Source organism: Leifsonia sp. A12D58, assembly GCF_047530025.1.
Lineage (GTDB): Bacteria > Actinomycetota > Actinomycetes > Actinomycetales > Microbacteriaceae > Cryobacterium.
Genome location: NZ_JBLJAT010000008.1, coordinates 15070 through 38821, shown reverse-complemented (window position 1 = coordinate 38821; position 23752 = coordinate 15070). Strand labels below are relative to the sequence as shown.

Annotated in this window: 19 protein-coding genes; 12 read left to right on the top strand and 7 right to left on the bottom strand. The window is 60.9% G+C overall.

Features of this window, described 5'->3' with window-relative positions; translation table 11 throughout:
- Positions 1-29 precede the first annotated feature (29 nt).
- From ACMT3I_RS15230 to ACMT3I_RS15215, 4 genes are read right to left on the bottom strand one after another with little or no spacing between them, the layout of a single operon-like run.
- Positions 30-1079 (bottom strand): amidohydrolase family protein, encoded by a 1050-nt coding sequence (locus ACMT3I_RS15230; protein WP_414805371.1) that lies wholly within the window; start codon positions 1077-1079, stop codon positions 30-32.
- Positions 1076-2713 carry a sugar ABC transporter ATP-binding protein gene (locus ACMT3I_RS15225; protein WP_414805370.1) on the bottom strand — a complete coding sequence of 546 codons (1638 nt, stop codon included), beginning with the start codon at positions 2711-2713 and terminating at the stop codon, positions 1076-1078. Before ACMT3I_RS15225 ends, ACMT3I_RS15230 begins: the two co-directional genes overlap by 4 nt.
- Positions 2710-3891 (bottom strand): sugar ABC transporter substrate-binding protein, encoded by a 1182-nt coding sequence (locus ACMT3I_RS15220; RefSeq protein ID WP_414805369.1) that lies wholly within the window; start codon positions 3889-3891, stop codon positions 2710-2712. The genes ACMT3I_RS15225 and ACMT3I_RS15220 overlap by 4 nt, the downstream gene beginning before the upstream one ends.
- Positions 3892-3943: 52 nt before the next feature.
- Positions 3944-4966, bottom strand: coding sequence for an ABC transporter permease (locus ACMT3I_RS15215; RefSeq protein ID WP_414805368.1), 1023 nt, complete (start codon positions 4964-4966; stop codon positions 3944-3946).
- Between the two features lie 433 nt (positions 4967-5399).
- Between ACMT3I_RS15215 and ACMT3I_RS15210 the strand changes: the two genes are divergently transcribed.
- From ACMT3I_RS15210 to ACMT3I_RS15190, 5 genes are all read left to right on the top strand, one after another.
- Entirely contained in the window at positions 5400-6149 is a 750-nt protein-coding gene (locus ACMT3I_RS15210; RefSeq protein ID WP_414805367.1) for a dienelactone hydrolase family protein, read from the top strand.
- Positions 6150-6217: 68 nt separating this feature from the next.
- Positions 6218-7504 carry an FAD-dependent monooxygenase gene (locus ACMT3I_RS15205; RefSeq protein ID WP_414805366.1) on the top strand — a complete coding sequence of 429 codons (1287 nt, stop codon included), beginning with the start codon at positions 6218-6220 and terminating at the stop codon, positions 7502-7504.
- Between the two features lie 14 nt (positions 7505-7518).
- Positions 7519-8007 (top strand): nuclear transport factor 2 family protein, encoded by a 489-nt coding sequence (locus ACMT3I_RS15200; RefSeq protein WP_414805365.1) that lies wholly within the window; start codon positions 7519-7521, stop codon positions 8005-8007.
- Positions 8004-8858 (top strand): fumarylacetoacetate hydrolase family protein, encoded by an 855-nt coding sequence (locus tag ACMT3I_RS15195; protein ID WP_414805364.1) that lies wholly within the window; start codon positions 8004-8006, stop codon positions 8856-8858. The genes ACMT3I_RS15200 and ACMT3I_RS15195 overlap by 4 nt, the downstream gene beginning before the upstream one ends.
- 3 nt (positions 8859-8861) lie before the next feature.
- Entirely contained in the window at positions 8862-9263 is a 402-nt protein-coding gene (locus ACMT3I_RS15190) for a RidA family protein (protein WP_414805363.1), read from the top strand.
- 14 nt (positions 9264-9277) lie between these two features.
- On the opposite strand, the gene ACMT3I_RS15185 is transcribed toward ACMT3I_RS15190, so the two are convergent.
- Entirely contained in the window at positions 9278-9943 is a 666-nt protein-coding gene (locus ACMT3I_RS15185; RefSeq protein ID WP_414805362.1) for a GAP family protein, read from the bottom strand.
- A gap of 160 nt (positions 9944-10103) precedes the next feature.
- Here ACMT3I_RS15185 and ACMT3I_RS15180 point away from each other — a divergent pair, with 160 nt between their 5' ends.
- The 5 genes from ACMT3I_RS15180 (at position 10104) to ACMT3I_RS15160 (ending at position 16425) form a co-directional block, all read left to right on the top strand.
- The gene (locus ACMT3I_RS15180) at positions 10104-11429 is read left to right on the top strand and encodes a DUF1254 domain-containing protein (RefSeq protein WP_414805361.1); all 1326 of its coding nucleotides are present in this window, start codon (positions 10104-10106) and stop codon (positions 11427-11429) included.
- A gap of 38 nt (positions 11430-11467) precedes the next feature.
- On the top strand, positions 11468-12715 hold the full coding sequence (locus tag ACMT3I_RS15175) for an AI-2E family transporter (RefSeq protein WP_414805360.1): 1248 nt from the start codon (positions 11468-11470) through the stop codon (positions 12713-12715).
- A 324-nt stretch (positions 12716-13039) separates the two neighbouring features.
- Positions 13040-14593 (top strand): sugar transferase, encoded by a 1554-nt coding sequence (locus tag ACMT3I_RS15170; RefSeq protein WP_414805359.1) that lies wholly within the window; start codon positions 13040-13042, stop codon positions 14591-14593.
- Positions 14593-15084, top strand: a complete 492-nt coding sequence (locus ACMT3I_RS15165) for an adenylyltransferase/cytidyltransferase family protein (protein WP_414805358.1) — start codon at positions 14593-14595, stop codon at positions 15082-15084. The genes ACMT3I_RS15170 and ACMT3I_RS15165 overlap by 1 nt, the downstream gene beginning before the upstream one ends.
- A 9-nt stretch (positions 15085-15093) precedes the next feature.
- Complete coding sequence (locus ACMT3I_RS15160; RefSeq protein ID WP_414805357.1) at positions 15094-16425, top strand: glycosyltransferase family 4 protein; 1332 nt, start codon at positions 15094-15096, stop codon at positions 16423-16425.
- On the opposite strand, the gene ACMT3I_RS15155 is transcribed toward ACMT3I_RS15160, so the two are convergent.
- Both ACMT3I_RS15155 and ACMT3I_RS15150 read right to left on the bottom strand, forming a co-directional pair.
- Positions 16321-17622 carry a glycerophosphodiester phosphodiesterase gene (locus ACMT3I_RS15155; RefSeq protein ID WP_414805356.1) on the bottom strand — a complete coding sequence of 434 codons (1302 nt, stop codon included), beginning with the start codon at positions 17620-17622 and terminating at the stop codon, positions 16321-16323. The genes ACMT3I_RS15160 and ACMT3I_RS15155 overlap by 105 nt on opposite strands.
- A 232-nt stretch (positions 17623-17854) precedes the next feature.
- Complete coding sequence (locus ACMT3I_RS15150; protein WP_414805355.1) at positions 17855-21916, bottom strand: LamG-like jellyroll fold domain-containing protein; 4062 nt, start codon at positions 21914-21916, stop codon at positions 17855-17857.
- A 291-nt stretch (positions 21917-22207) separates the two neighbouring features.
- Between ACMT3I_RS15150 and ACMT3I_RS15145 the strand changes: the two genes are divergently transcribed.
- Entirely contained in the window at positions 22208-22918 is a 711-nt protein-coding gene (locus ACMT3I_RS15145; protein WP_414805354.1) for a CDP-alcohol phosphatidyltransferase family protein, read from the top strand.
- A 50-nt stretch (positions 22919-22968) separates the two neighbouring features.
- Positions 22969-23736 (top strand): SGNH/GDSL hydrolase family protein, encoded by a 768-nt coding sequence (locus tag ACMT3I_RS15140; protein ID WP_414805353.1) that lies wholly within the window; start codon positions 22969-22971, stop codon positions 23734-23736.
- Positions 23737-23752: the final 16 nt, after the last annotated feature.

The window sequence follows — 23752 nt, the reverse complement described above, 5'->3', positions numbered from 1 at the left end:
CTGTCGCGACTCGTGCGACGTGACGCTGACTAGATGGGGAGGTTGAACAGACGCTTCGCGTTGCCGTACATCACGAGCTCGCGGTCAGCGTCGCTGATCTCCAGTTCGTTCTGCACGAAGTCGACGCCCTGGCTCATCCAGCTGTAAAACACGGGGAACGACGATCCGAACATGTAGTGGTCTGCACCGTTGATCGTGAGCGCAGCCTCAACCTGGGTCTTGCCCCACGAGTGCGGGTGCGTGAGGTCGAAGTAGATGTTCTGATCGAGGTACTGCTTGATCTTCTCGCCGCCGGTCGGGTCGAGGCGCTGCATAGCCTCAGCCTTGGGAGACGCATGCGGAGTGAGCAGTTCCGTGTTGGCGAACCAGTTGCCGCCGAGCATTGTGTGGATGAAACGGAGGCCAGGCATCCGGTCGAACATGCCGCTGAACAGCTCGCGACCGACGGCGGTGGCCTGGTCGGTGATGCGACCGAATTCGCGGCGCAGGTTCGTGTAGTCGAGTACTGATTTGTACTCGACGGGGAGCGGCGTGTGGTGCACGACGACGGGAATGTCGAGCTTTTCGATCACCTTGAGGTATGGCTCGAACACTTCATCGTCAAGATAGAGCTGGCCGTAGTGGCAGGCGAGCTGCACACCGACGGCTCCGAGGTCGCCGACGCAACGCTCAAGTTCGTAGATATTCTCTTTGCCACCCCACGGCGGTACACACGCGGTCGCGAAGAGGCGGCCGTTTGAGTTCTTGACAATGTCAGCGGCGTTGTCATTGACAGCCTTGCAGGTGTCCAGGCCCAACCACTCCTGCCAGACGGGCACGCGCATGATCCCGTAGTCGACTCCGGCTTCGTCCATCGCGGCAAGCTTTGCCTCGACCGAGTAGTCGCCCTCGACGTAGTTCAGGTTCTGGTACCCCTTCGGCTTCTCCAGGATGAGCTGCTTCTTGCCGTTCTCCATCGTGATGACGCTGGCGATCTCACCGAAGCCACGCGGGGCGCTGTCCAGGAAGCCGTTCAGGATCTTCTCATTGGTGAACAGGTCTTCTGGAAGGTGGTGAATGTTGATGTCTACAACTGTCATGCGATTGGTTCCTTTTCATCATCGTGTACATTCGTCTGGTCGCGCTTGCGCAACCGCGATCGTGAGCCATTGGCATAGATGGCTGCAACGATCCTGTCTGGGGTGAGGTCTTCGGTCAGCTCCTCGCGGACCACGCCTTCGTTGAAGACAAGTATCCGGTCGCAGAGCAGGGCGAGCTCGTTTTCGTCTGCCCCAGCGACGATCACAGCGCAGCCATCCTTGGCCGCCTTGCGAATCGCGGCAACGAGGGTGTGGCGTGCTCCCACGTCAACCGCCTGGGTCGGCTCATGCAGCAGAAACAGGCTGGGCTCGGTAGCAATCCACTTGGCAAGCAACACCTTCTGCTGGTTTCCACCACTGAACGAACTCACCAACGCCTTGGGGTCAGGTGGTCGCACATCGAGGGTGTAGAGCAGATCGGTCACGAGCTCGCGCTCCGGCGCCATCGATATGGGGAGAAGTTGGCGAGGGGCACGGCAGGTCTGGGGAAAGCCGATGTTCTCGCCCACAGACATCGTCATCGCTAAGCCTGCGTGTTCCCGGCCTTCCGGTACCAACGCGATTCCGGCAGCGATGGCCTTTCCTGGGTACAACCCAGGCAGGGCGACAGCGGTGCTATCGGTCATGGTCAGCGTTCCAGACTCTGCAGGGGTGACACCACTCAAGAGGTATGGAACGTCGTCGTATCCGGAGCCGGCCAGCCCCGTCAGCCCCAGCACCTCGCCGGGGTACACCCGGAGCGAGAGATCCTTCACCGCACGGCCGGTGATGCCCGTTGCTCGTACGGCGACCGCATCCGCTGCAATCTCTGCGACACCGCGCTGGTCAAGATCACGCAAGTTGCGGCCGAGCATCAGCGCCGTGAGGTCTGCCTCGCTCAGGCCGGCGACATCTCGACCGGATTCAACGACTCGGCCGTCGCGCAGCACAGTCACCCGGTCAGCCGCATCAACGATTTCTTCAAGCCGGTGCGTGATCATCAGCACCGCTGTTCCTGTGGCGACGATCTCATCGAGAATCGTGAAGAAGTGCTCAAGCGATCGTCGACCGAGTGCTCGAGTCGATTCGTCGAAGATGATGAGACCTGTGCCGGCGTGGGCGTCCTGCAAGGCTCGTGCGATAGCGACAGTCGCACGTTCCTCCTCATGCAGCGAACCCACTTTGGCGTCCAGCGGCACCGAGCGGCCGAGACGTTCGAACACCTCGAGGGCGGCCGCACGCTCCTGGCCCCAGTTGATCCGGCGCAGGAAGCGGCTTCCACGAAGCCGGCCGATTCGCATGTTCTCGAGCACGGTCTCGTCGCCAAGCAGACCGAGGTTCTGGTGCACGACGGCGACGCCGCGTTGGCGGGATTCCTGTGGCTGCACGGGAAGTCGGAGGTCGACGCCGTCAACACGTACGCGAGTGCCGGCATCCGGTGTGTAGAGGCCAGTCAGCACCTTTGCGAGCGTTGACTTTCCTGACCCGTTCTGCCCGATCAATCCGTGGATCTCTCCGGGCCTCACCTCAAGCGAAACGTCGCGCAGGACTCGGTTGTTCGCGAAGGTCATGCCGAGGTCGCGCACGTCAAGCCGGGGTGCTGCGGCGGCGGTAACCGCCGCAGCACCCTGCGCCGAGTTGTACTCAGTTGTCACGCAATCGCCCACAGCTTCTTGAAATCATCCGTGAAGGTCGTCGGGCCGAACCACTCGCCCGATTGCTCGGCTTCTGCGGTTAGCGTCACGTCCTTGGCGGATTCCGGGGTGAACAGTCGAATCGGGATGGTGTACTCCGGCAGTTCCTGGCCGGCAATCAGGCGCAGGACTGCATCAAGGTCGACCCAGCCCTGGTATGCGGCCGCCTGAGCGGACACGGTGGCGAGACCACCCTTGGAGACCTCTTCGATGTTGCTGAGAGCAGACGCTGCTGCCAGCATCTTCACCTTGCCGGTCAGGCCGGCCTGCTGCACGCCTTCGGACGCCGGGTGCAGATACTCAGCGAATTCCGAAACGATGTAGTCGATGTCCGGGTTCTTCAGCAGCTCGGAGCTGGTCGACGCAGGGATCTGGGCGAAGTTGGCAGAGGACACATCGTAGACAGTTGCTGTGCAACTCGGGCAGAAGTCGGGGAGGGCCGTGGTGGCCGCCTGGACGTATGACTTCTGGGCTTCACCGTCTGTTGACCGGTTGAAGAGGATGTTCGCTGCTCCGTCAGAGTCCAGCGTTATCCACTTGCTCAATGCGATCAACTGCTCAGATCCAGCCGGCGGGACATATGCGAGGGTCGGCGTGACGGGGTGCCTGTCGCTGGCGATCTGATTGCTGATAATGACGGGGATTCCGGCGCTCTGGGCTGCATCGATGGAGTTCGCGGCCAGATCATATGGGAGACCATCAGTGACGACACCGATGGCCTTGGCCTGGGTCGCCTGATCTATGCAGGAGCTGACGCCTGTGGGATTGCCCTGTCCGTCACAGACCTGTACTTTCAGGCCAGCTGCGGCCGCTGCGGCCTCGATTCCAGCCTGCGTGACAGCGAACTGCGGTGCCCGAAGGGTGATCGGTACGTAGTAGATGGTTCCACCGGCCAGTTCAGATACGCCGGTGACCGCCTCTGTCGGCATCGGGTAGGCATCCAGCGGCTGGGTGAGCTGCTGAACCTCGTCGGCGAGTGCCGAGTTCGCGCTGCTCGGGCTCGACGACGAACCGTTGTCTGCAGGCGTTTCAGCACTCGCACTACAACCGGCGAGAACGACGGCGACGGCCGCGGCTGCACCGATTGCTGTAACGATGCGCCCACCGTGGTGGCGCTGTGCATTTCTAGTGATCATCATGCTGTCTCCTTCTTGGCTGCTTTGGCAAGGGAATTACGAGTGTGTGAGGTCGTCACCTGGACCGCCGATTGAGCACCGTCGAGATCGTCACAGCGATCACGAGCACGCCTCCGTAGAACACGCTGGAGACCCAGGAGGTCGCCCCGAGCAGCTGGAGACCCAGCACGCCAGTGGCGAGGAAGTAGATGGCGAGGAGCGTGCCGATCGGGTTGAACCGCCCAGGCATGAGAATGGCCGTGCCGAGGAATGTCGCTGCGAACATCGGCAGCAGGTAGGTCTGCGAGCTGGCTGCATCAAAACCGCCCGTACCTGCAGCGGAAATGACACCGCCTACCCCGGCAATGACGCCTGCGGCGATGAACGCACCGAATCGCACGCGAGTCACTCGAACGCCGGCCAGGCGGCTGACTTCGCGGTTCTCTCCCACGAATCGCATGTTGCGACCAAGCGGCGTGAAGCTCAGGAGATAGGCGAAACCACCCATGAGGATGAGGCCGAGGAAGAAGCTGATCGGAAGTCCCGCCACGTTGAAGAGCGCGATCTGGGAGAAGTCCTTCGGAAGGCCACTCACCGGCATCAGGTTGGTCTGCCACAGGGCGATACCGAGCAGGAACGTTCCCATTCCCAGAGTCACAACGATCGTATTGACGCCCACCTTGACGATGAGAAGCGCGTTGATGACACCGACGAGGGTTGCGGCCGCGATGGCGATGATCGCTGCGATCCAGGGGTTGAGGCCGTCGTTGACGTTGAGCACCGTTACGAGCGTCGCAGCAAGGCCGAAGTTCGACGCCACTGACATGTCAACGAATTCACCCACGATGATGGTGCACAGCAGCGCGGCAGTGAGGAAGACGAGCGCCTGCTGGCTGCCGAAGATGGTTCGTGCTGCTCCGACTGTGAGGAAGGTGTCTGGTACGAGAAGCGCGAACAGGATGGCGAGAAGAAGCCATACTCCGATGACCGCGAACCGAGCGCTGAACCGGCCCAGGCTCCCGCTCCGCGAGAATCTACGAGGGACCTGGGCGCTCACCGCTCCCGTGTAATCGTCGGTGACGCTCGAGGGTTTAGACATAGTGCTACTAGCTCCCGGCTCTCGCTTCGTTGCGATCTCACGCGCACCACTGTGTGCGCTGGACACTGGCATCCACCGCCTGACGGGGTCCAACTATCGTGTGCGAAAGCATAGCGACATCAACGGCGAATATATAGGCACTTTTCTGATGCAATCGCACAGGGTAATTAAAATCCCTGATCAATACCAATTAAGTGCCGTTGACGTCACTGCAGAGGCATCGACCCTTTGAGGCGGAAACCAACGGCACAGAACGGAAACAGGTTGGATTGCACTTGAAATCGTGTGTGATTACTCATACGATTTCGACACACCTTGATGTGGAGCGATGGAGCACCTGTGTTCCGGCTGCTTCGAAAGGGGCTGAAATCGCACCTGGCTCGAGTCTCCTCGTTCGTTTCGACCAGGCCGCGCCGACCACAGAAAGCGACACATGGCCGACTTGTCTGCACGCGACGTCGAATACACACACGATGGCACTCGGATGCTCGGCTACTTCTGCGCGCCGACCGGCACGCAGAAGCTGCCCGGCATCCTGTTGGTGCATGACGCGTTCGGTCTGACCGACGATGTGATCCTGACTGCCCAGCGCTACGCCGGTCTCGGATTCGCTGTATTCGCTGCCGATGTCTGGGGCGATCGCACGCAGCCGAAGACTGAGCCGGAGATCGGTCCCCTGATCGGCGCCATGGTCGGTGACCGCGCCCGTTGGTTAGGGCGCATCGGCGCAGCCCACGACGCCATGATCGCACAGCCCGACGTCGACGCCTCAGCGGTTGTCGCCCTGGGCTATTGCTTCGGTGCATCGTCGGCGCTTGAGTACCTGCGCACCGGCGGTGCTGTGCGTGGTGTCGTCAGCATCCACGCCGGACTCGATCTGCTCGAGCCCGATTGGAGCGCGGCCGCCGACTCTTCCCACGTCCTGGTCTGCACAGGAGCAGACGATCCGATGGCGACAGAACAGATGCGGTTCGAGCTGCAGTCAGAACTGAGCGCCGCCCACATCGATTGGGAACTCGACCTCTACAGCGACACCAAGCACGCATTCACCAACCCCCACGCTGACTTCTCACCGATGCCGGATGTCGTCGCATACAACCCCCAGAGCGCTGCACGCAGCTGGGCAGCGACTGAACGATTCCTCGGTGAGCTCTTTCCCGACGCGCGCTCTGCTTCGAACTAGCCGCGTCACCCACTCACCACCCGCGTCGCGACCAAGGCGGTCACGGCGCGAAAGAAATGGAGCACACCATGCTTGACATCATTATCATCGGAGCTGGCCCGGCCGGACTCGCCGCCGCACTTCGACTGCACCAGCAGGGCTTCAGCCCGCGCATCTATGAGGTTGTCCCCGATCTGAAGCCACTCGGCGTCGGCCTGGACGTCAAGGTCTACGGTACGCAGGAGTTCGATGAACTCGGCCTCCTCGAGGAGTTCCGCTCGATCTCGGTCGACGCCCAGGAATCGATCTTCTACAACAAGTTCGGCCAGGAGATCTACGCGGAGCGTTGCGGCGTGCACGCCGGTTACCGCTACGAACAACGCTTCGTGCACCGCGGCATCCTGCAGATGATGCTCTACCGCACGGTTCTTGCACGCCTCGGCGCCGACTCCATCGTGCAGGACGCCCGCGCCATCAGTTACACCCAGGATGCCGATTCAGTGACGTTGCTTCTCGAGCACGGTGACGGTTCGACCAGCGAGGTGCGTTCCGACGTGCTCATCGCCGCAGAGGGCATCAAGTCGGTCGTGCGCAGACAGATGCACCCCAACCAGTCAGAACCGGTGTACTCGGGCATCACGATGTGGCGAGGCACCACGCTGATGAAGCCGTTCGGATCCGGCGGCACCATCCTTCACATCGGTGCACCACAGATTTCGAGCATGATCGTCTACCCGATCGCAAATGATTTCGAGGGCTCAGGCCTCACCCTGGTCAACTGGGTTGTTGAAGCCACCCGCGACGAGTCGGTCGAAGACTGGAATCAGCTCGGCAGCATCGACCAGATCCTGCCGTACTACGACGACTGCAACGTCGAGTTGCTCGACGTGCAGGAGATGCTGCGCAACGCCCGCGAGGTATACCTCTTCCCGCTGATCAGGCACGAGCCGCTCGATAGCTGGGTGGATGGCCGGGTCGTCCTGATCGGCGACGCCGCGCACGCTATGTACCCGCGCGGTGGAAACGGTGCTTGCCAGTCGATCGTTGACGGTAACGTGCTCGCCCAGAAGCTCGCGACGATCGAGGACCCGAAGGAAGCACTCAAGGCATTTGAAGACGTCCGTCTCGAGGGTGTCAACCGCATCGTCATGTCGCACCGCGGTGAGGGCTACGAGGTCATCCGTCGCATGATCGAGGAGCGCACAGGCGGAGAGCGCTTCGACGACATCGAAGACGTTCTGCCCATCGAAGAAGTGAACGCGATCTTCAGTAAGTACCACGCACTCGTCGGCCAGGAACGACCCGGTCGCGAGGCCGGCGAGACGACGGGTTTCCGCACGTGGGAGGTTGCGGCCAACGCGACGTCAGCATCATGACCGCGTGCCGTGCAATGAGCATCGTCACGGCACCGGATGCCGACACCCTCGCGCAGCTCCTCGCTCTGGAGCATCGTCGCCGCCACGCACTGATCACTGTGGATATCGCAGCGCTTGACGAGCTGTTCGACCCCCACCTGGTGCACATCCATGCCCCAGGCGTGACCCACACCAAGGCACAGCTGCTGGAGCATGTTGCAACGCGCGCCGCTTACCTTGAGATCACTCGGGGTGACCTGAATATCAGGATCATCGACGATGTGGCGATCATGACCGGGCTGTTGACGAACCGGCTCCGCACTCACGACGGAGGGGAACGAACACTCGGCGGAGTCGTCACCCAGGTGGCGCATCGCGACACAGAGGGCACCTGGCGATTCATCAGTTTTCAGATGACACCCCTCGGCGAAGAAGCATGGCCCGCGCTGCCATCGCAGCAGGAAGCACAGCACGAGAACGCAGCTGAACAGTCAGCACCGAGTGGAAATCAGGATCAACAATGAAGATTGCCCGCTACCGCGTCGGCGCCGGCGACGCTCGCCTCGGTCGAGTCGACGACGACCGCATCATCGACATCTCTGACGTGCCGGGAGTAGGAACGTCGCTGCGTGCGATCCTGCCGGAGCTCGATTCACTGAAGGCCGCTATTCTGCAGGCAGATGGACAGAGCTACTCGCTCGACTCCGTCGTTCTGGAAGCTCCCATCGACGACCCGCAGAAATACCTCGGAATCGGGATGAACTACAAGGAGCACGCCGAAGAGGCCAGACAGGCGGGAATCGCTATCCCCACCAGCCAGATGTGGTTCAACAAGCAGGTGTCGTGCATCAACGGGCCGTTCGGCGACATCGTCAAGCCTCGGATCTCCGATGCGCTCGACTATGAAATCGAGCTGGGCGTCGTGATCGGGCAGCAGTGCAAGCATGTGTCGGTAGAGGATGCGCGATCGATGATCGCCGGGTACCTCGTCACCAATGATGTATCTGTGCGTGACTGGCTGCAGAAGCGCTCGCCCACCTTCACGCTGGGCAAGTCGTTCGACACCCACGGACCGATCGGGCCCTGGCTGACCACCGACGATGAAATCGCCGATCCGCTCGCCCTGCGCATGCGTCTCACCGTCAATGGTGAGGTGCGCCAGGATTGGCCGACCGACGACATGATCTACAACATCTATGAGCAGATCGCCTATCTCACCCAGGTGATGACACTCATGCCCGGTGACATTCTGGCCACGGGTACCCCGGCAGGAATCGGCGCACCGACCGGCAACTTCCTGCGCATCAATGATGTCGTTCGCGCCGAGATCGAGGGGCTCGGCGCCATCGAGAACCGCGTCGTCGCGGAGGCCTGACCTATGTCGCGCCGGGTGAGCGTTGAGATGCCGGGATTCGGACACTCCAATCCGATCCCGGCTGCATCGAGGATCGGGTCGCTGCTGGTCTCCGGCGTGCTCACCGGGCGTGACCCAGAAACGCACCAGATGCCCGCAAGCCTCGACGAGCAGTGCGCGCACGTGTTCACACATGTGCGCACGCTGCTCGTTGCAGCTGGAGGCACGACCGACGACATCCTTAAGATGACGTTCTGGCTGGCTGACTACCGTGACCGCCATGCACTCAATCGCGAGTGGCTGGCGATGTTTCCAGATGAGACAAGCCGCCCGGCACGCCAGTGCATGGCCGCAGAGCTTGATGGCGGCTCACTGGTCCAGTGCGACCTGATGGCCATGCTGGATGACGAGGAAGGCGCGCCCTGACCGGCGGGTGCACGTTACAACTTGGTCATGCCATTACCGATGATGACCACACCGATCATGATCATGATCAACGTCGTGACGATGACATTATTTCGCGCCATCCAGTCTCGGGCAGAGACCAGCCGTGGTTCCATCTTCTTTGGCGCAGCCAGTGTGACGATGATCGGGACCGCCACAGTTGATGCAGCGATCAACACGTAGATCACAACAACTGTGATCGCGGTGCTCGGAATCAGAGGCACCTCGGCGAGCGCCAAACCAGCCGCAATGCTCAGGAGCAGTCCCTTCGGCCTCAGATTCAAGACGAATCCGAGCCCCAGTGACGAAATTGGCCGCATGGACCCGACGGCGCTCAGCCACCGCGGTAGAGCGGGTGTCGGCTTCGTTCGCGCTCGCCTCCAGACGATGATGGCGAAGATCACCAGCGCACTCCCGATCACGATCTGCACGATTCCGACGATGACATCCTGATGCTTCGCCGATGACTCTGGCAATGCATTGGCTCCCAGGGCAAACGCGATGATCAGGATCGCAATGCCAAGCACCCACCCAATGAGGAACGGCACTGCGGATCTGCCCCGGTTGGACGAGAGCAAGATGACGATCGTCGCGGTGATCGGCACTGAGCTGAGCGCGACAGCGACTGCGATAGGCAACAGGTGACCAAGTGCCTGAAGCATCGAGCACACCCCTCGTCGCCGCAACCGAAATGAAAGCACTACTGCATAGCGACGATACATCTTCGCAACCTTTCCGGGGGCTAAATGCTGCGCCATACTGATGCAGCGGCATCCGCAAGCCCGTCTCGTGTCGCCTGACTTCATATGAGCAGGAGCGACCATGGATGTCTCGCCCGACGATGTGCAGCAGCTCGCTGCTGAGGCATTTACCTACCTCTATCCACTCGTCACGATGGATGCCACCCGCACGCAACTCACCGATGTGAGCGAGGGCGGAGCTGGACATGCACACCCGAATTCGTTCGCTCACGTCGAGACGTTTCCGCCTGCAGACTTTCGGGAGGTCGTCTCCCCAAACTTCGACACGCTGTATTCGACGGCCTGGCTTGACCTCAGTAGTGGTCCGCTCGTCGTGCACGTTCCAGATACCGCCGGCCGGTACTACCTACTGCCGCTGCTTGACATGTGGACCGATGTGTTTGCCTCGCCGGGCAAGCGCACAAGCGGTACGGGCGAAGCGAGCTTTCTCGTCAGCGGCCCTGGCTGGTCGGGCACCGTGCCCCGAGGGGTTACCCATCTCTCTGCCCCAACTGCGCATGTCTGGGTGATCGGCCGGGTACAGACCAATGGCCCCAGCGACTACCGGGCCGTGCACGCGGTTCAAGCCGGCATGACTATCCGCACGATCGACGGCGGGGAGCCATCCCACAGCCGCGGACCAGCGGCAGCGCCGGCGGGACTCGATATGTCGGAGCCGGCTCTTCGACTTGTCAACGGCATGGATGCTGTCGACTTCTTCACCTATGGCAACAGGCTCCTCGCGCAGAATCCCCCGCACCTCACTGATTTCTCTGTACTCGCCAGAATCGCTCGGATCGGAGTGGGATCCCGCCATAACTTCGATGTAGCCGCGCTCGGCGAAGGCGGCGTTGCAGCACTGGATGCGGGCAAAAAGCAGGCACTCGCAGAATTTGCCGCCGTACTGCCCCAGATGGGCACGATCGCCAACGGATGGTCGCTCAATACGAACTCCATCGGCGTCTACGGCAATTACTACCTGAAACGCGCGATCGTCGCGATGGTGGGCCTCGGCGCCAATCCGCCAGAGGATGCCATCTACCCGTTCGCTGTGGCCGACGCCACCGGAGCACCGACGGTGGGCGGAGTGAACTATCTGCTGCACTTCGACGCGGCCGACCTGCCGCCCGTTTCGGCGTTCTGGTCGCTGACCATGTACGACGCCGAGGGCTTTCAGATCGCGAACCCGCTTAATCGTTTTGCCATCGGTGACCGCGACTCTCTGAGGTATGGGTCAGACGGATCGCTGGACCTCCACATCCAACCGGATGACCCCGGAGGCGACAGGAGCGCGAACTGGCTGCCGTCTCCACCCAGTGGTGCGATCAGAATGATGCTTCGCTTGTATGCTCCTGCACTACAGGCCCTCGATGGGCGCTGGGTTCCACCGGCAATCACGATCGCCTGACAACGGCCGGCACCTGATCGCTCTCGAGAGGACTCACGATGACAGATTCAGGGTCTACCGGATCGATGCCAACCCCTGCGTCGGTCGGAGCCGACGAGCCGACGGGTTCTGCCACGCCGCTTGCTCATCGTTTTCCTCGAGCGACTGTCATTCTCGTGGCCCTGGCTGCCGCGACAGTCACCGCCATCGGGATCAATGGCATCCGGGGAATCCTGGCCCCCGTCCTGCTCACCCTGATTCTCACGATCTGCGCCCACCCTGTGCGCACCGGACTCGAAAAGCGCGGAGTGCCACACGGGATAGCCACCGGGTCGGTGATCCTGGTGGTGTTCGTGCTGCTTGCCGGCTTCACCTACACCGTGATCATCGCCTTCGCCCAATTCGTCACCATGCTGCCGCAGTACTCAAGTCAGCTCGCTGAGATCGGCAAGAATCTCACCGCCTGGCTGAAGAGCATCGGCATTGGCCAGGCACAGATCCAGGACATCACCGCCGGGTTCGATCCGAGCAACATGATCTCGTTCTTCTCCGGCCTTTTGGGCAGCGTCTTCAGTATCACGGGGGCGCTTGTCATCGTGCTCACCATGCTGATCCTGATGTCTGCAGATGCCGTCTACGTGCCGACCATCCTCCGACAGCTCAGCACCCGGCGACCTCATTTCGTCACGGCCGTCACCTCATTCGCGCACAACGTACGCCGCTACATGGTTGTGACCACGGTGCTGGGTGTCGCCCAGGGGGCGCTCAACGCATTGGCGCTCTGGATCATGCACGTGCCGGCTGCCCTGCTCTGGGGGCTGCTCGCGTTCCTCTGCAGCTTCATCCCGAACATCGGCTACTTCTTCGCCATCATCCCACCCATGGTGTTCGGCTATTTCGTCGGCGGCTGGCCGACCCTCGTCGCCGTCGTCGTTGTGTATGGCGTGATCAACGCCGTCGTGCAGTCGATCATCCAGCCCCGAGTCGTGGGAAACGCCGTTGCCCTCAGCCAGACCCTCACCTTCTTCTCCGTCTTGTTCTGGGCGGTGATCATCGGGCCCATCGGCGCCATCCTCGCCATTCCGCTCACACTCCTTGCCCGCATGATTCTGATCGATGCCGACCCGTCGATCCATTGGTGGCGACCGGCTATCGGAGACACAACAGAGACCCGCGCCATCATGAAGGCCGACGACGCAGCCGCCAAACAGGCACGAAAAGACAAGCGGATATTGAAGCAAGGGCCGCCACGGAACACGCAACGCGAGGCCCAGCAGGAGGCGCCGCAGTCCGACCAGGATTCCTGACAGGGCATTTCCCGCGTCGATTGCCCGACTACGCCGAATCACGGCTCGCTTGCCAATCATCAAGCCCCCCCGTTGAGGGTACAGCGGACTGCACGCCCTTCGGGTATGGTCATCGAATGAGCAACTGACAAAACGTCATGTTTCTCATATTGAACACAATTCGCCGATCCCGGCCGGTCCCCTAGGGCCGCCGACCGGCGTAGTCCGATGCTGAACCTGTAAACCCGAAATGCAGGGAACGAACGTGAACACGTCATCGACGTTTCGACTAATTTGTCGATCCATAATTGCCAGCCTCGCCCCCTATCGGGGGGTGTGTGCCGAATGACCGCCTCTGATCCAAGCCAGCCGTTCGATGGCGGTGTGCGTGCCGCTCTCTATAGCCGACCACCTCTTCGGCTGGTTGACCAAGCGGCGCAGAAAGCCTCTGAGTTCAGGGTCGACGCTGGGACCTCCGGCCCGGCGTGGGCCAAACGATATCGGGCGCGCCTGCACCTCACCGACATTGCAGTAATTTCGGGCGCGGTGGCGATTGCATTCATCAGTCGATTCGGCAGTGCAGACGCAAAAGTTGATGTCGGCCCGTTTCGAGCCGACTACTGGGCACTTTCTCTCGTCATTGTGGTGACGTGGATCGCAGCGCTTTCAATCTTTCACACGCGCGACTCACGGGTCATCGGTGTCGGCGCCACTGAATACAAGCGAGTAGTCAACGCAAGCGGGTTGACCTTTGGCCTTCTCGGCATTTTGTTCTTGGTTTTCGGCGTCGATATCGCTCGAGGTTTCTTCATCCTCGCACTTCCGCTCGGTGTCGCTGGGCTCGCCGCCGGCCGTTGGCTCTGGCGCCAGTGGCTTTTGAAACAACGGCATTTTGGTCATTACCTTGCTCGAGTCATCGTTGTTGGTAAGCGCAAAGATGCCGAATATGTGGTGAATCAGGTCGCTCGCCATTCAGGTGCCGCTTATTACGTAGTGGGCGCGGCATTGAAATCGGGTCGTGGTGACCCACTCGCCACCGGCGGCCACTCCATTCCGATCGTTTCCGACTTCGAGCACGTTGCCGAAGCGGTGAACCGTCTGAAGGTGGACGCCGTCATCGTCGCCGGAAACCCCCAGGGCGGAAGCGCGTTCATCCGAAATCTCGGCTGGGAACTCGAGTCGACCTCGGCTGAGCTTGTATTGTCGAGCCGGTTGACGGATGTCGCCGGGCCTCGGATTCATTTCCGCCCCGTTGAGGGTCTCCCACTCATTCACGTCGAGATTCCTCATTTTGAGGGCACGCGGCACATCATGAAGCACACTCTTGATGTTGCGTCATCCGGTTTAGCCCTTCTGCTTCTTCTGCCGCTCTTGGCCGTCATCGCCCTGCTCATCAGAATCGACAGCCCAGGCCCCGTGTTGTTCCGTCAGGAGCGGTGCGGCCGAAACGGGAAGACCTTCAGCATCGTGAAGTTCCGCACGATGGTGACGACCGCTGAGGACGATCTGGCTGGCCTACTGGCGCAGAACGAGGCAGCGGGCGTTCTCTTCAAATTGCAGAAGGATCCTCGCGTCACCAAGATCGGGCGCGTGCTTCGCAAGTACTCGCTCGATGAGTTGCCTCAACTGTGGAACATTCTCATTGGCGATATGAGTCTCGTCGGACCTCGCCCCCCGCTTCCCACCGAGGTCGAGTCCTACGAGACCCATGTGCATCGTCGCCTCTACATCAAACCGGGATTGACGGGCATGTGGCAGGTCAATGGGCGTTCAAATCTGAGCTGGGAAGACAGCGTCAGGCTCGATCTCTATTACGTCGAGAATTGGTCGCTGGCCGGCGACATGATCATCATCTGGCGCACGGTTAAAACTGTGCTCCGGCCGGAAGGAGCATATTGATGGGCGCGCAAGAAAGCGGAGCAGAGCACGGTGTCATCGGTTACGCCGGTGGTGCATTCGACCTTTTCCACGTGGGTCATTTGAATATCCTCAAACACGCCAAGAGCGGGTGCGACCACCTGATCGCGGGCGTCGTGTCTGACGAAATGCTTCTGCAGACCAAAGGCGCTCGACCGATAGTTCCACTTTCCGAGCGTCTCGAGATCGTGCGGCACATCACCTTTGTCGATGAGGCGGTCGCGGAGACGGTACAAGACAAGCTAGAAACGTGGGAGCGTCTGCGCTTCAACGTCTATTTCAAGGGCGATGACTGGAAGGGCACAAGTCGGGGCCATCGCTTGGAGCGCGAGTTCGCTGAGGTCGGTGTCGAGGTCGTCTACTTTCCCTACACAATGACCACCTCGAGCACCGCGCTCCGACAAGCTCTGGCGGCCTTGACGGCGCGAGCGCCCCAGTTCGCGAAGACCGATCGTCAGAGCGCAGAGGGGTAGCGACAAGTTATGTCTGATCCCCTGAAACTCACAACACTCTGTCTGAACTATGCGCCTGAACTCACAGGGATTGCGGTCTACACATCCGGGCTATCCGAAGGCCTGGCACACGCAGATCTGGCGGTCCACGTCGTTACCGGCTATCCCCATTACCCCGAGTGGCGTATCCACGACGGTTACACCGGGCTGGGCCGCGTCGAACGCGACTCGGGCGTCACTCTCACCCGGCTGCGGCACCCGGTTCCTCGTCACCCCCGGCTGGCCAACCGTCTGGTGATGGAACTCGTCTTCGGGCTGCGGTCGATCCTGACGAATTGGAAGAAGCCAGACGTGGTTCTCCTCGTCACCCCGGCCCTGTTCGCGACCGGCCTTGCCATGTTGAAGGCGCGTCTAACTCGTACCCCCACCTGCATCTGGGTGCAGGACATCTATAGTTTGGGCGTACATGAAAGTGGTATGGGCGGAAAGCTCCCTGCCCGGCTCTTGCGCAGAATCGAACGCCGAATTCTCAATTCAGCGAACGAAGTGGTCGTCATTCACGAGCGATTCAAGCGCTACCTGACCGAAGAGCTCCACATCGACGCTGACCGGATCGACGTAGTGCGCAACTGGTCTCACGTCGACGGGGGAGATCTGAGCCGGCGAGAACACGTGCGTCGCGCGCGCGGCTGGGCTCCCGACGACATCGTGGTCTTACACGCAGGCAACATGGGTGCGAAACAGGGCCTCGAGAATGTCGTGAACGCGTCGGAAATCGCGTCAGCCGAGGGTTCCAAGGTTCGCTTTGTGCTTCTTGGCGATGGCAACCAACGTGCGGCGCTGCACGCCCGCGGCTCGAATTCGCGGCTCGAATTCATCGACCCGCTCCCCGAGGCCGAGTTCTCAGCGGTTCTTGCGGCTGCCGATATTCTGCTTGTGAATGAACGGCCGGGGCTGACCGAGATGTCGGTCCCTAGCAAGCTGACCACGTATTTCAGCACCGGACTACCGGTAATTGCGGCGACGGATGCACAAAGCATCACCGCCGAAGAAATCGAGAGGGCCGGTGGTGGTCTGCGAGTAAATGCGGGTTCCCCGGGTGCGCTCGTCGAGGCGGCAGAAGATCTCGGCACCGACCCCGAACTGTCGGCCCGTCTCGGAGTTGCCGGACGACTCTACACTGCACAGACCTTGGCGGCCGCCCCCGCGATTGAACAGTTCCGAGGCATCTTGCTCCGCGTGGCTCGAGGCACGGCTTCAGGAGACAACGATGGAGCGAAACTCGACGCCGGGGCCGCCGACGTAGTTCTTGCAGAGCCAAAAGTAGCCGCCCCTGTAAGCGGAGTCCTGAACGTCAAATGACCATCCGTCATCATCGAGACGCAAGATCCGGATGGTGTTCCCGCGCACTTCCACCTCAAGCCTCACCCAGGTGCCGGGAGCGACGGGTGCCGTTTGAACCTGGCCGAGCAGTGTTCCGGCGACGGACTGAGCGGCGCGGCTGAATAGTTCGACCGTTCCGTTGGCACGGATGACCACGTGATAGCCGGCCGATTCCCCGGCCACACGAACTCGGTATGCCCGGTCATCTGACAGCCCGAATGCGAGACCAGCGTGCTGTGTGGGTTCAGGCACGGCATCCGGCCAGCACAGCTCTGCGGTGATTCGGTAAGCGTCAGACGCGATCGGTGACATCGAACCCATCAGGTAGCTCTGGATGTCCTCATGATTCAGCTCGACCGTTCCGTCAGCCTCTGAGAGCGTGGGTTGCAGTGCCCAGCCTTGGTCGGTCGTCCACGGCAAATCTCCGGGGGCGCGCAGGCCCGAGGCAAAGGTGTCTGCTTTGGCTGCATCCGTTGTCGTGGTCACATACGACATGTTGGAGCACATCATCCCCACGACTCCAAGTGCCTTCATCCGTTCCAGCATCCAGCGATAGTGAATCTCCCAAGCGATAACTGGTTTACCCGTGGCGACGACCTGTGCAATTTGTTCGTCGCTCGCCTGATGAAACACACCGAGATAGTCAAATACGCCTGCCAACTCGTCCGCGCGTTCGTAGAGGTCTTCGGTGAGATACCCCCACGTCTTGTAGCCGTGCTTTGCGGCCAGAACGTGCTGCTTAGCCCCTGCCCATTGTTTCCAGACGAAATGGGACGTGGCGTCCGGGTAAGAATCCATTACGTCGAGAAGCGCCTCCGAGTTGGTTCCCTGTTTGTCTTCGATGAAGATCACCTGGGTTGCGGCGAACGCATCGAGAACATCTTTGAGAAGCGGGATCGGCTGCAATTGCGCCGCGGGCCCTAGCCAGGCTCGTGAATCATTGCGCAGCGTCGCCAGCTCTGCATACGTGACGTCTGCGACGGTCCAATCGGTGCCGGTCATCCTCTTCGTCGTGTCATCGTGGTGACAGATCAGCACTCCATCCGCCGTGCAACCGACCGACACCTCGATCGCCCCGGCACCGACGGCGATCGCCCGAGAGTATGCGTCGAAGGTGTGCTCCACCCAATCGTCGCCGGAACCGCGGTGGGCGATGAAGAACGGCGTCGTCGCCACAAGATCTGCGATTGTCCAATTGCGCAGCGACGGTGCAGGCGGGACGGGACTCGGTGGCGGAACCCGGACCTCCGCCCCGCTCTGACAAGCGGTCAGAAGCAGAGTAGATCCCCCCAAAAGGAGGAACGTGCGCCGATTCAGGCGCCAGCTCGCAGCCGAGCCGACCGTGGCGGCGACATCCAGATGTGCAGATCTCTTATTCATGGTCGCCGAGGTGTGAATTCGAACTGTATTACGGCGTGTACGTCAGGGTCAGAACCGGCCGGTACGAGGTGGTCGGTGCGTTGCCGGACCATAGTCGAAGGTTGTCGACCCCTGGATTGATCAGTGCGAACGACACCGTCGTTCCGGTCAATGCGGCCAGGTTAGCGGCATTCAGCGTCGACACGTAGTTTGAGTTCGTCGCAGTCGTGCCGCCAAGCGTCCCCAGGTCTCCCCCCAGCCCGGTGGGACGATTGCTCCAAGTCACCGTCGACTCAGACCAGGCGCCGTTGAGGAGCTTGACCGTTGTCGCGTCGGTCGACCCTGCCGTCGGATCTGTCGAGGTGCGCACTTGCAGCTTCGCGCCCGTCAATGTCAGTCCTGCAGGGGCAGCAGGCAGCGCGAACTTCAGATACGACTCGATCGGTGAGTTGGTGCCATCGCCCCTCGCCGAGAGCTGTGCGTCAGAACCGTAATTCGAATTCGTCTGCGCCCTCAGAACCATGGCATCCTCAATTGGGTTGATAGTCAGGACCACGGGTGCCTGCGGTGCAGCCTGTACAGTCGCCGCCACTCCGACAGATGCCGCAGACGCGTTTCCTGCTGCATCAAGCGCGATGATCTTATAAACGTAGCTCCCGACCGCAAGCCCGGAATCGGAGTACGAGCTCCCCGCAACATCCCCGATCTTGGTCGAGGCATCAGCGGTGAATCCGGCCGAGGTACCGCGGTGAACTGAGTATCCGACCACCCCGACGTTGTCCGTTGACGCTGACCAGCTCAGAGCGACAGTGCTTCCCGACACGCTGGCCGCGAGCCCGGAAGGCGTGCTCGGCGCTAGGGAGTCAACTAGCGCGACGACGACGGCTGCCGATGACGCACTCCTGTTGGACATCGCATCAAACGCGTCGACCTTGTAGTAATAGGTGCCGGTCGTCAGACCGGTATCCGAAAAGTTCGTCGCCGCAGTGTCAGCGACTTTGGTCGAGGCATCTGCCGTGAAGTTGGCCGTCGTACCTCTATATACGGTGTACCCGGTCACGCCGACGTTATCAGTCGCAGCAGTCCAAGCCAGCGACGCTGTGTCACCGGTGAGAGAACCCGCAAGACCGGTCGGCACACTAGGCGCTGTGGTGTCTGGCGCCACGTTGCTTCCCAGCTGGTAATGGGTCGCGATCGCGGATGCCGGCAGCGCCGTCGAGTAGATGGCGACCTCGTCGATCGATCCGGCGAAGTAGCCGCTCGACGGTTGTGCCGGCCAACCGTTGATGTTGCCGCCCCCTGCACGCCAGTACCCATCGAACTGTTGGTTACTCGTTGTCGGGTTAGCGCCGATCAGGGCACCGTCGAGGTACAGCTTCATCCCGTCGGCGCCCTGTGTCCCAACCACATGGTGCCAGGTGTTGTTATTGAAGCCCGGAGCGGACTGGATCATTTGGACTCCGCCTGTATAGACGCCAAATACAATCGAGCCATCGTTAGCCATGTAGATCTGCTTGTCGTAGCTTGATCCTGACCCGCTTTGGGCGTCCTCGAATCCGATGATTTTTCCGCCTGCTGACGTGCCCGTTTTGAACCAGGCCTCGCTACTGAACTGGGGAGAAGACGAGACCGACGACTTCATCGCGACAACGGCATCCGCTGTGCCATTCGTATTGACGGCGGTCCCAACCTGGATTGCTCCCGGCTGCTGGAGGACGTCCGCCGAACCATAAGAGCCGTCGGATTGACCGCTGTAGGACGAATCCTTCGCTGTTGTGCCCGATGTCTCGTTGAATCGCCAATACATGTCAGCGTCGTCGTGGAACACTTTCGCACCGTAGGCATCGGTCGGGGCCACTCTCACCGGGAGCACTCCGCCTGCCAAGGTGAAGTGCAGAGCGATCTGTTGAGGCGTCAGGACAGCTCCGTATATTGCTGTCTCATCGATCTGCCCGGCGAAGTAGCGGCTCGCTGGCTGGTTTGGCCATCCGTCGAGGTTGTCTCCGCCGACGTGCCAGTTTCCGGCATAAGACTGACTGGCCGAGGTGCCGTTCTGACCGACCTTGAGTCCGTCGACATAGAGCTTCATTCCATCGACGCCCTGGGTAGCCACAATGTGGTGCCAGACGTTGTCGTTAAAAGCATCGGCTGTCCTGATGTTTTGCGTACCATTCGTGTACACACCGAAGTTCAGCCGACCTGAGTTATCCATGTAAATGTGACGGTCGTAGTTTCCGCTTGGGCTGGTCGCTCCGCTACCAGTATTCGGCCGGCCGTTGCCGAATCCGACAATTTTTCCACCACTTGTGGTGTCTGTCTTAATCCAGGTTTCGATCGAATACGTTTTCGGCCCTTCTCGTTGCTGATCGCTCCAGATGTAACCGGTCGAACCGTCGAACCGAGCAGAGGCATTGGAACTACCGGCTATTGCTCCCGGTTGGTTCAATGTGACGCCGAACTTATAGAGGCCGCTTTGTCCTGCAACGGTTGCTCCGGACTTGTCCTGCACCCACTGACCCGATGTTTCATCCAAACGCCAGTACACCTGTGCACCGTCATTGATGACCTGACCCGGGTAATCGACGGCCTTGGTTGCCGCGACCGCCGAAGAAGCACCAGACAAAGCACTGGTGTTTATTCCGTCACTCGCGGTCACCCTGTAGGAGTAGTTCGTGCCTGCGGTGACGGGCGAGTCGACAAAGGTCACCTGAGGACGAGTCCACCACTGCGAGTTCGCTGTTCCGGTCCAGATCGGCGTTGTGGCCCCATTGCGGTATACACGGTACGTCAGCAGGCTGTCGTCTGGATCGACGACTGTGCGGAATCGCACCTGGACGGCTCCGGACGTGAGCGCTTCGGCGGCAACCGCAGGCACTGGCGGAGCCGTGGTGTCTGTGGTTCCGAAGCGCGTCAGGCTCTGCTGTGCCTTTCCATTGATGTTTGTGAACTCGCCGACTGCCCAGAGATAGGTTTTGCCGCTCGCACCGGTAGCGACGGTCAGTCCACGTGGGCCGATACCCTCGCCGATCCCGTCGTTGGCTGTCGGGTACCAGCCCAGGAGGGTCGGATCATCCGTCTTCTGGGCGAGGAAGTAGTTGCGCTTGCCGTCGGGGTACGCGTTGTTTGAAGCGCAGTCGTGAGCGTGACTTCCGGAGTACAGGGTGCCCTGATACTCGAGCACGGCCTGAGTTGCGCCCAAGCACGTGTCCCGCCAGGTTTGCTCGAGAGTCGTCCAATTGACGGCGAACCGCCCGTCGAACACACCACCGCCTGTTCCCTCATTTCCAGCGTAGAACGAGGTGCCGTCTGACCAGAGTGTCTTCGTGACCGAGGTCTCAGGGATAAAGCCGACGGGGAAGTTCTTTACGTTCGCACCGGTCGTCGCATCGACGACAGCGATTGAGTGTGAATCCTGACCATTAACAGTGAAGAAGTCGCCGCCGATGACAACCTTGCTCTGGTCTGGCGAAACGGCGACCGCCCTGCCAAAGTCGTCGGATGCAGGTGCCCACGGGAGAAGGGCGCCAGTCGTCGCGTTGAATGCGGCGAACCGCGAACGAGGCTGCCCACCGACGCTGAGGAAATCGCCAGCGATATACACTGTGCTCGCAGTCGCCACCATGCCGCGAACGAGGGACGAGACTCCGGTGGCCCTAAACGATTTCACCGTGCAGGCTACCGGGTCAATCGCTGCGACCCTGGCAACGTTGACGCCGCCGACCGAGCTGAAGTTGCCGCCGATATAGATCGTATTTCCGTCGGGAGATGCGATCACGGAGCGGACCGACGGGGTCCCACCGCTCAGTCCAATCGCAAACTGGCAGCTGTCTGGTGTGCCGTCGTCAGCATTGAAGATGGCCACGGTTCCCTGATTCCTCGCCGCTTCTGCGCCACCCGTGGGAGGGCGGATCTGGGAGAACGTGCCACCGACGACAACTTTGCCGTGCACGGATGCAACCCCGTAGACGACACCGTTGGCTTGCCAGGTGGGAAGATCATCGGCGCTGAAGGCGACTCCGGCTGAAAGTGCCGACGCGGGTGCCAGTGGGCCCGCCATCATTAGTCCGACTACAACTGCCAGGGTCGTAAGTATTGCGGCAGGCTTGCGCATAGCTATTTATCCCTCGGGTAAGCAGCTTCGTCACCGACGGATTCGAACAGCTGCGGGTAAACAGTGACGAGCCTCATCTGTCGAACCAAGCTGCTCAATAGATAAGCAATGCTCATGATGTGGCCTCGCCGAAAGATAAGTCATGGAGCCCGCCCCGCACAATCCCCCCCAACGGGGGGCACGAGCGTGTCGCTCAGCAGGGGCCTGTTGGTCACCGGCGCAACACGACTACGATCAGCGGAAAGCGTGCCTTCAGCAGTGCGCACTTCACCGGTTGAAGGTTGGTTCACGATGAATTCATTCGCGCAGGCGCTCCAGGAACTCTCAAGCGCGCAGAAGCCGCGCAGAGGAGTTTCGCTCTACTCTCGTTTCGTCAACCGGCCGGCTGGGCGCGTTCTCGCTGCTGCCGCATTTACCCTGCGGATGACCCCGAACCAGGTGACGCTGCTCTCGGCGCTGATCACAGGCGTCGGAATCGGCGTCCTCGTCACAGGTGCCCCCACACCGGCGCGCGCCATCGTCATCACGTTCTTCCTCATGCTCGGATTCGCCCTGGACTCTGCCGATGGTCAGCTCGCCAGACTGACCGGCCGAGGTTCAGCATCCGGCGAATGGGCAGACCACGTGGTCGACTCGGCGAAGATCGTCGCCATCCACGCCGGCGTTCTCATCATGGCGTTCCGCTTCCTGGCCGTCGACTCCCACTGGTACCTCGTGCCACTTGGCTTTCAACTCGTGGCCATTGTCATCTTCGTGGGCGGCCTTCTCACCGAATTGCTCACCAGATCTGACAACGCCAGGCGCACCGCAAGTGGCGTGCCGTCAACGATTCGCTCGATCGCCCTGTTGCCCGCAGACTACGGAATTCTGGCGCTGAGCTTCATACTGCTTGGCTGGCCCGAGGCGTTCCTGGTGAGCTACAGCCTGCTGTTCGTAGCGAACGCACTGATCATGGGGTTGCTTCTCGCGAAGTGGTATCGAACGCTAACGATCATTCGCTAGCGGCGAAAACCACCGGTGCGATGCCATTCGGCTGTCACTAGAATCAGCGCATGCCATCATGGGGAAGTTCAAATGACCCGAACAGGTTCACCGATTGGTTTCACCGAAACGTGAAATACGCCCTCATTGGGCTACTCGCGGTGGCGGCGGGTGCGTTCGGTTTGGTCGCACTTCAGTTGGGAAATTCTACGCAGGCCACCGATGCGATTCCCTGGCCAGCCGCGACATTCGCTGTTGCCCCGGACGATCGACCGATTGTTGCGTTCGTCGGCGACTCGTACACGGCGGGCACCGGATCATCTAGCCAGGCAAAGACGTTCCCCGCACTCATCGGAGCTGAGCAAGGTTGGGAGGTCGTGAATCTCGGCCGAGCCGGTACCGGCTATGTCACAAGCGGCGGCCAGGCTGAGTGCGGGCTCGACTACTGCCCGACCTTTCGCGAAGTGATACCCGAGATCGTCAGGGCAAACCCGTCGATCGTTGTCGTATCAGGTGGAAGAAATGACGGCGCAGTCGCTGGCCTGGCCGAGAACGTCATGACCTTCTACCGGGAGCTCCGTGCCGCACTTCCCAACGCGAAGATTTTGGCGACTTCACCAACCTGGGACGATGAGGCTGAACCTCAATCTATCGCCGATGCACGCGGATATGTTCGCTCGGCAGCGGAAGCAGTCGGAGCTACATTTCTCGACATAGGCGAGCCGCTCGCTAACCGTCCTGATTTGGTTGGCCCTGACGGAATCCACCCGCTCGACGCCGGATATGCCGCATTTGCGACAGCGATCAATAACGCGATTGCGGCAACCGCGACGCCCTAGTGTCACGGGGCGGCAG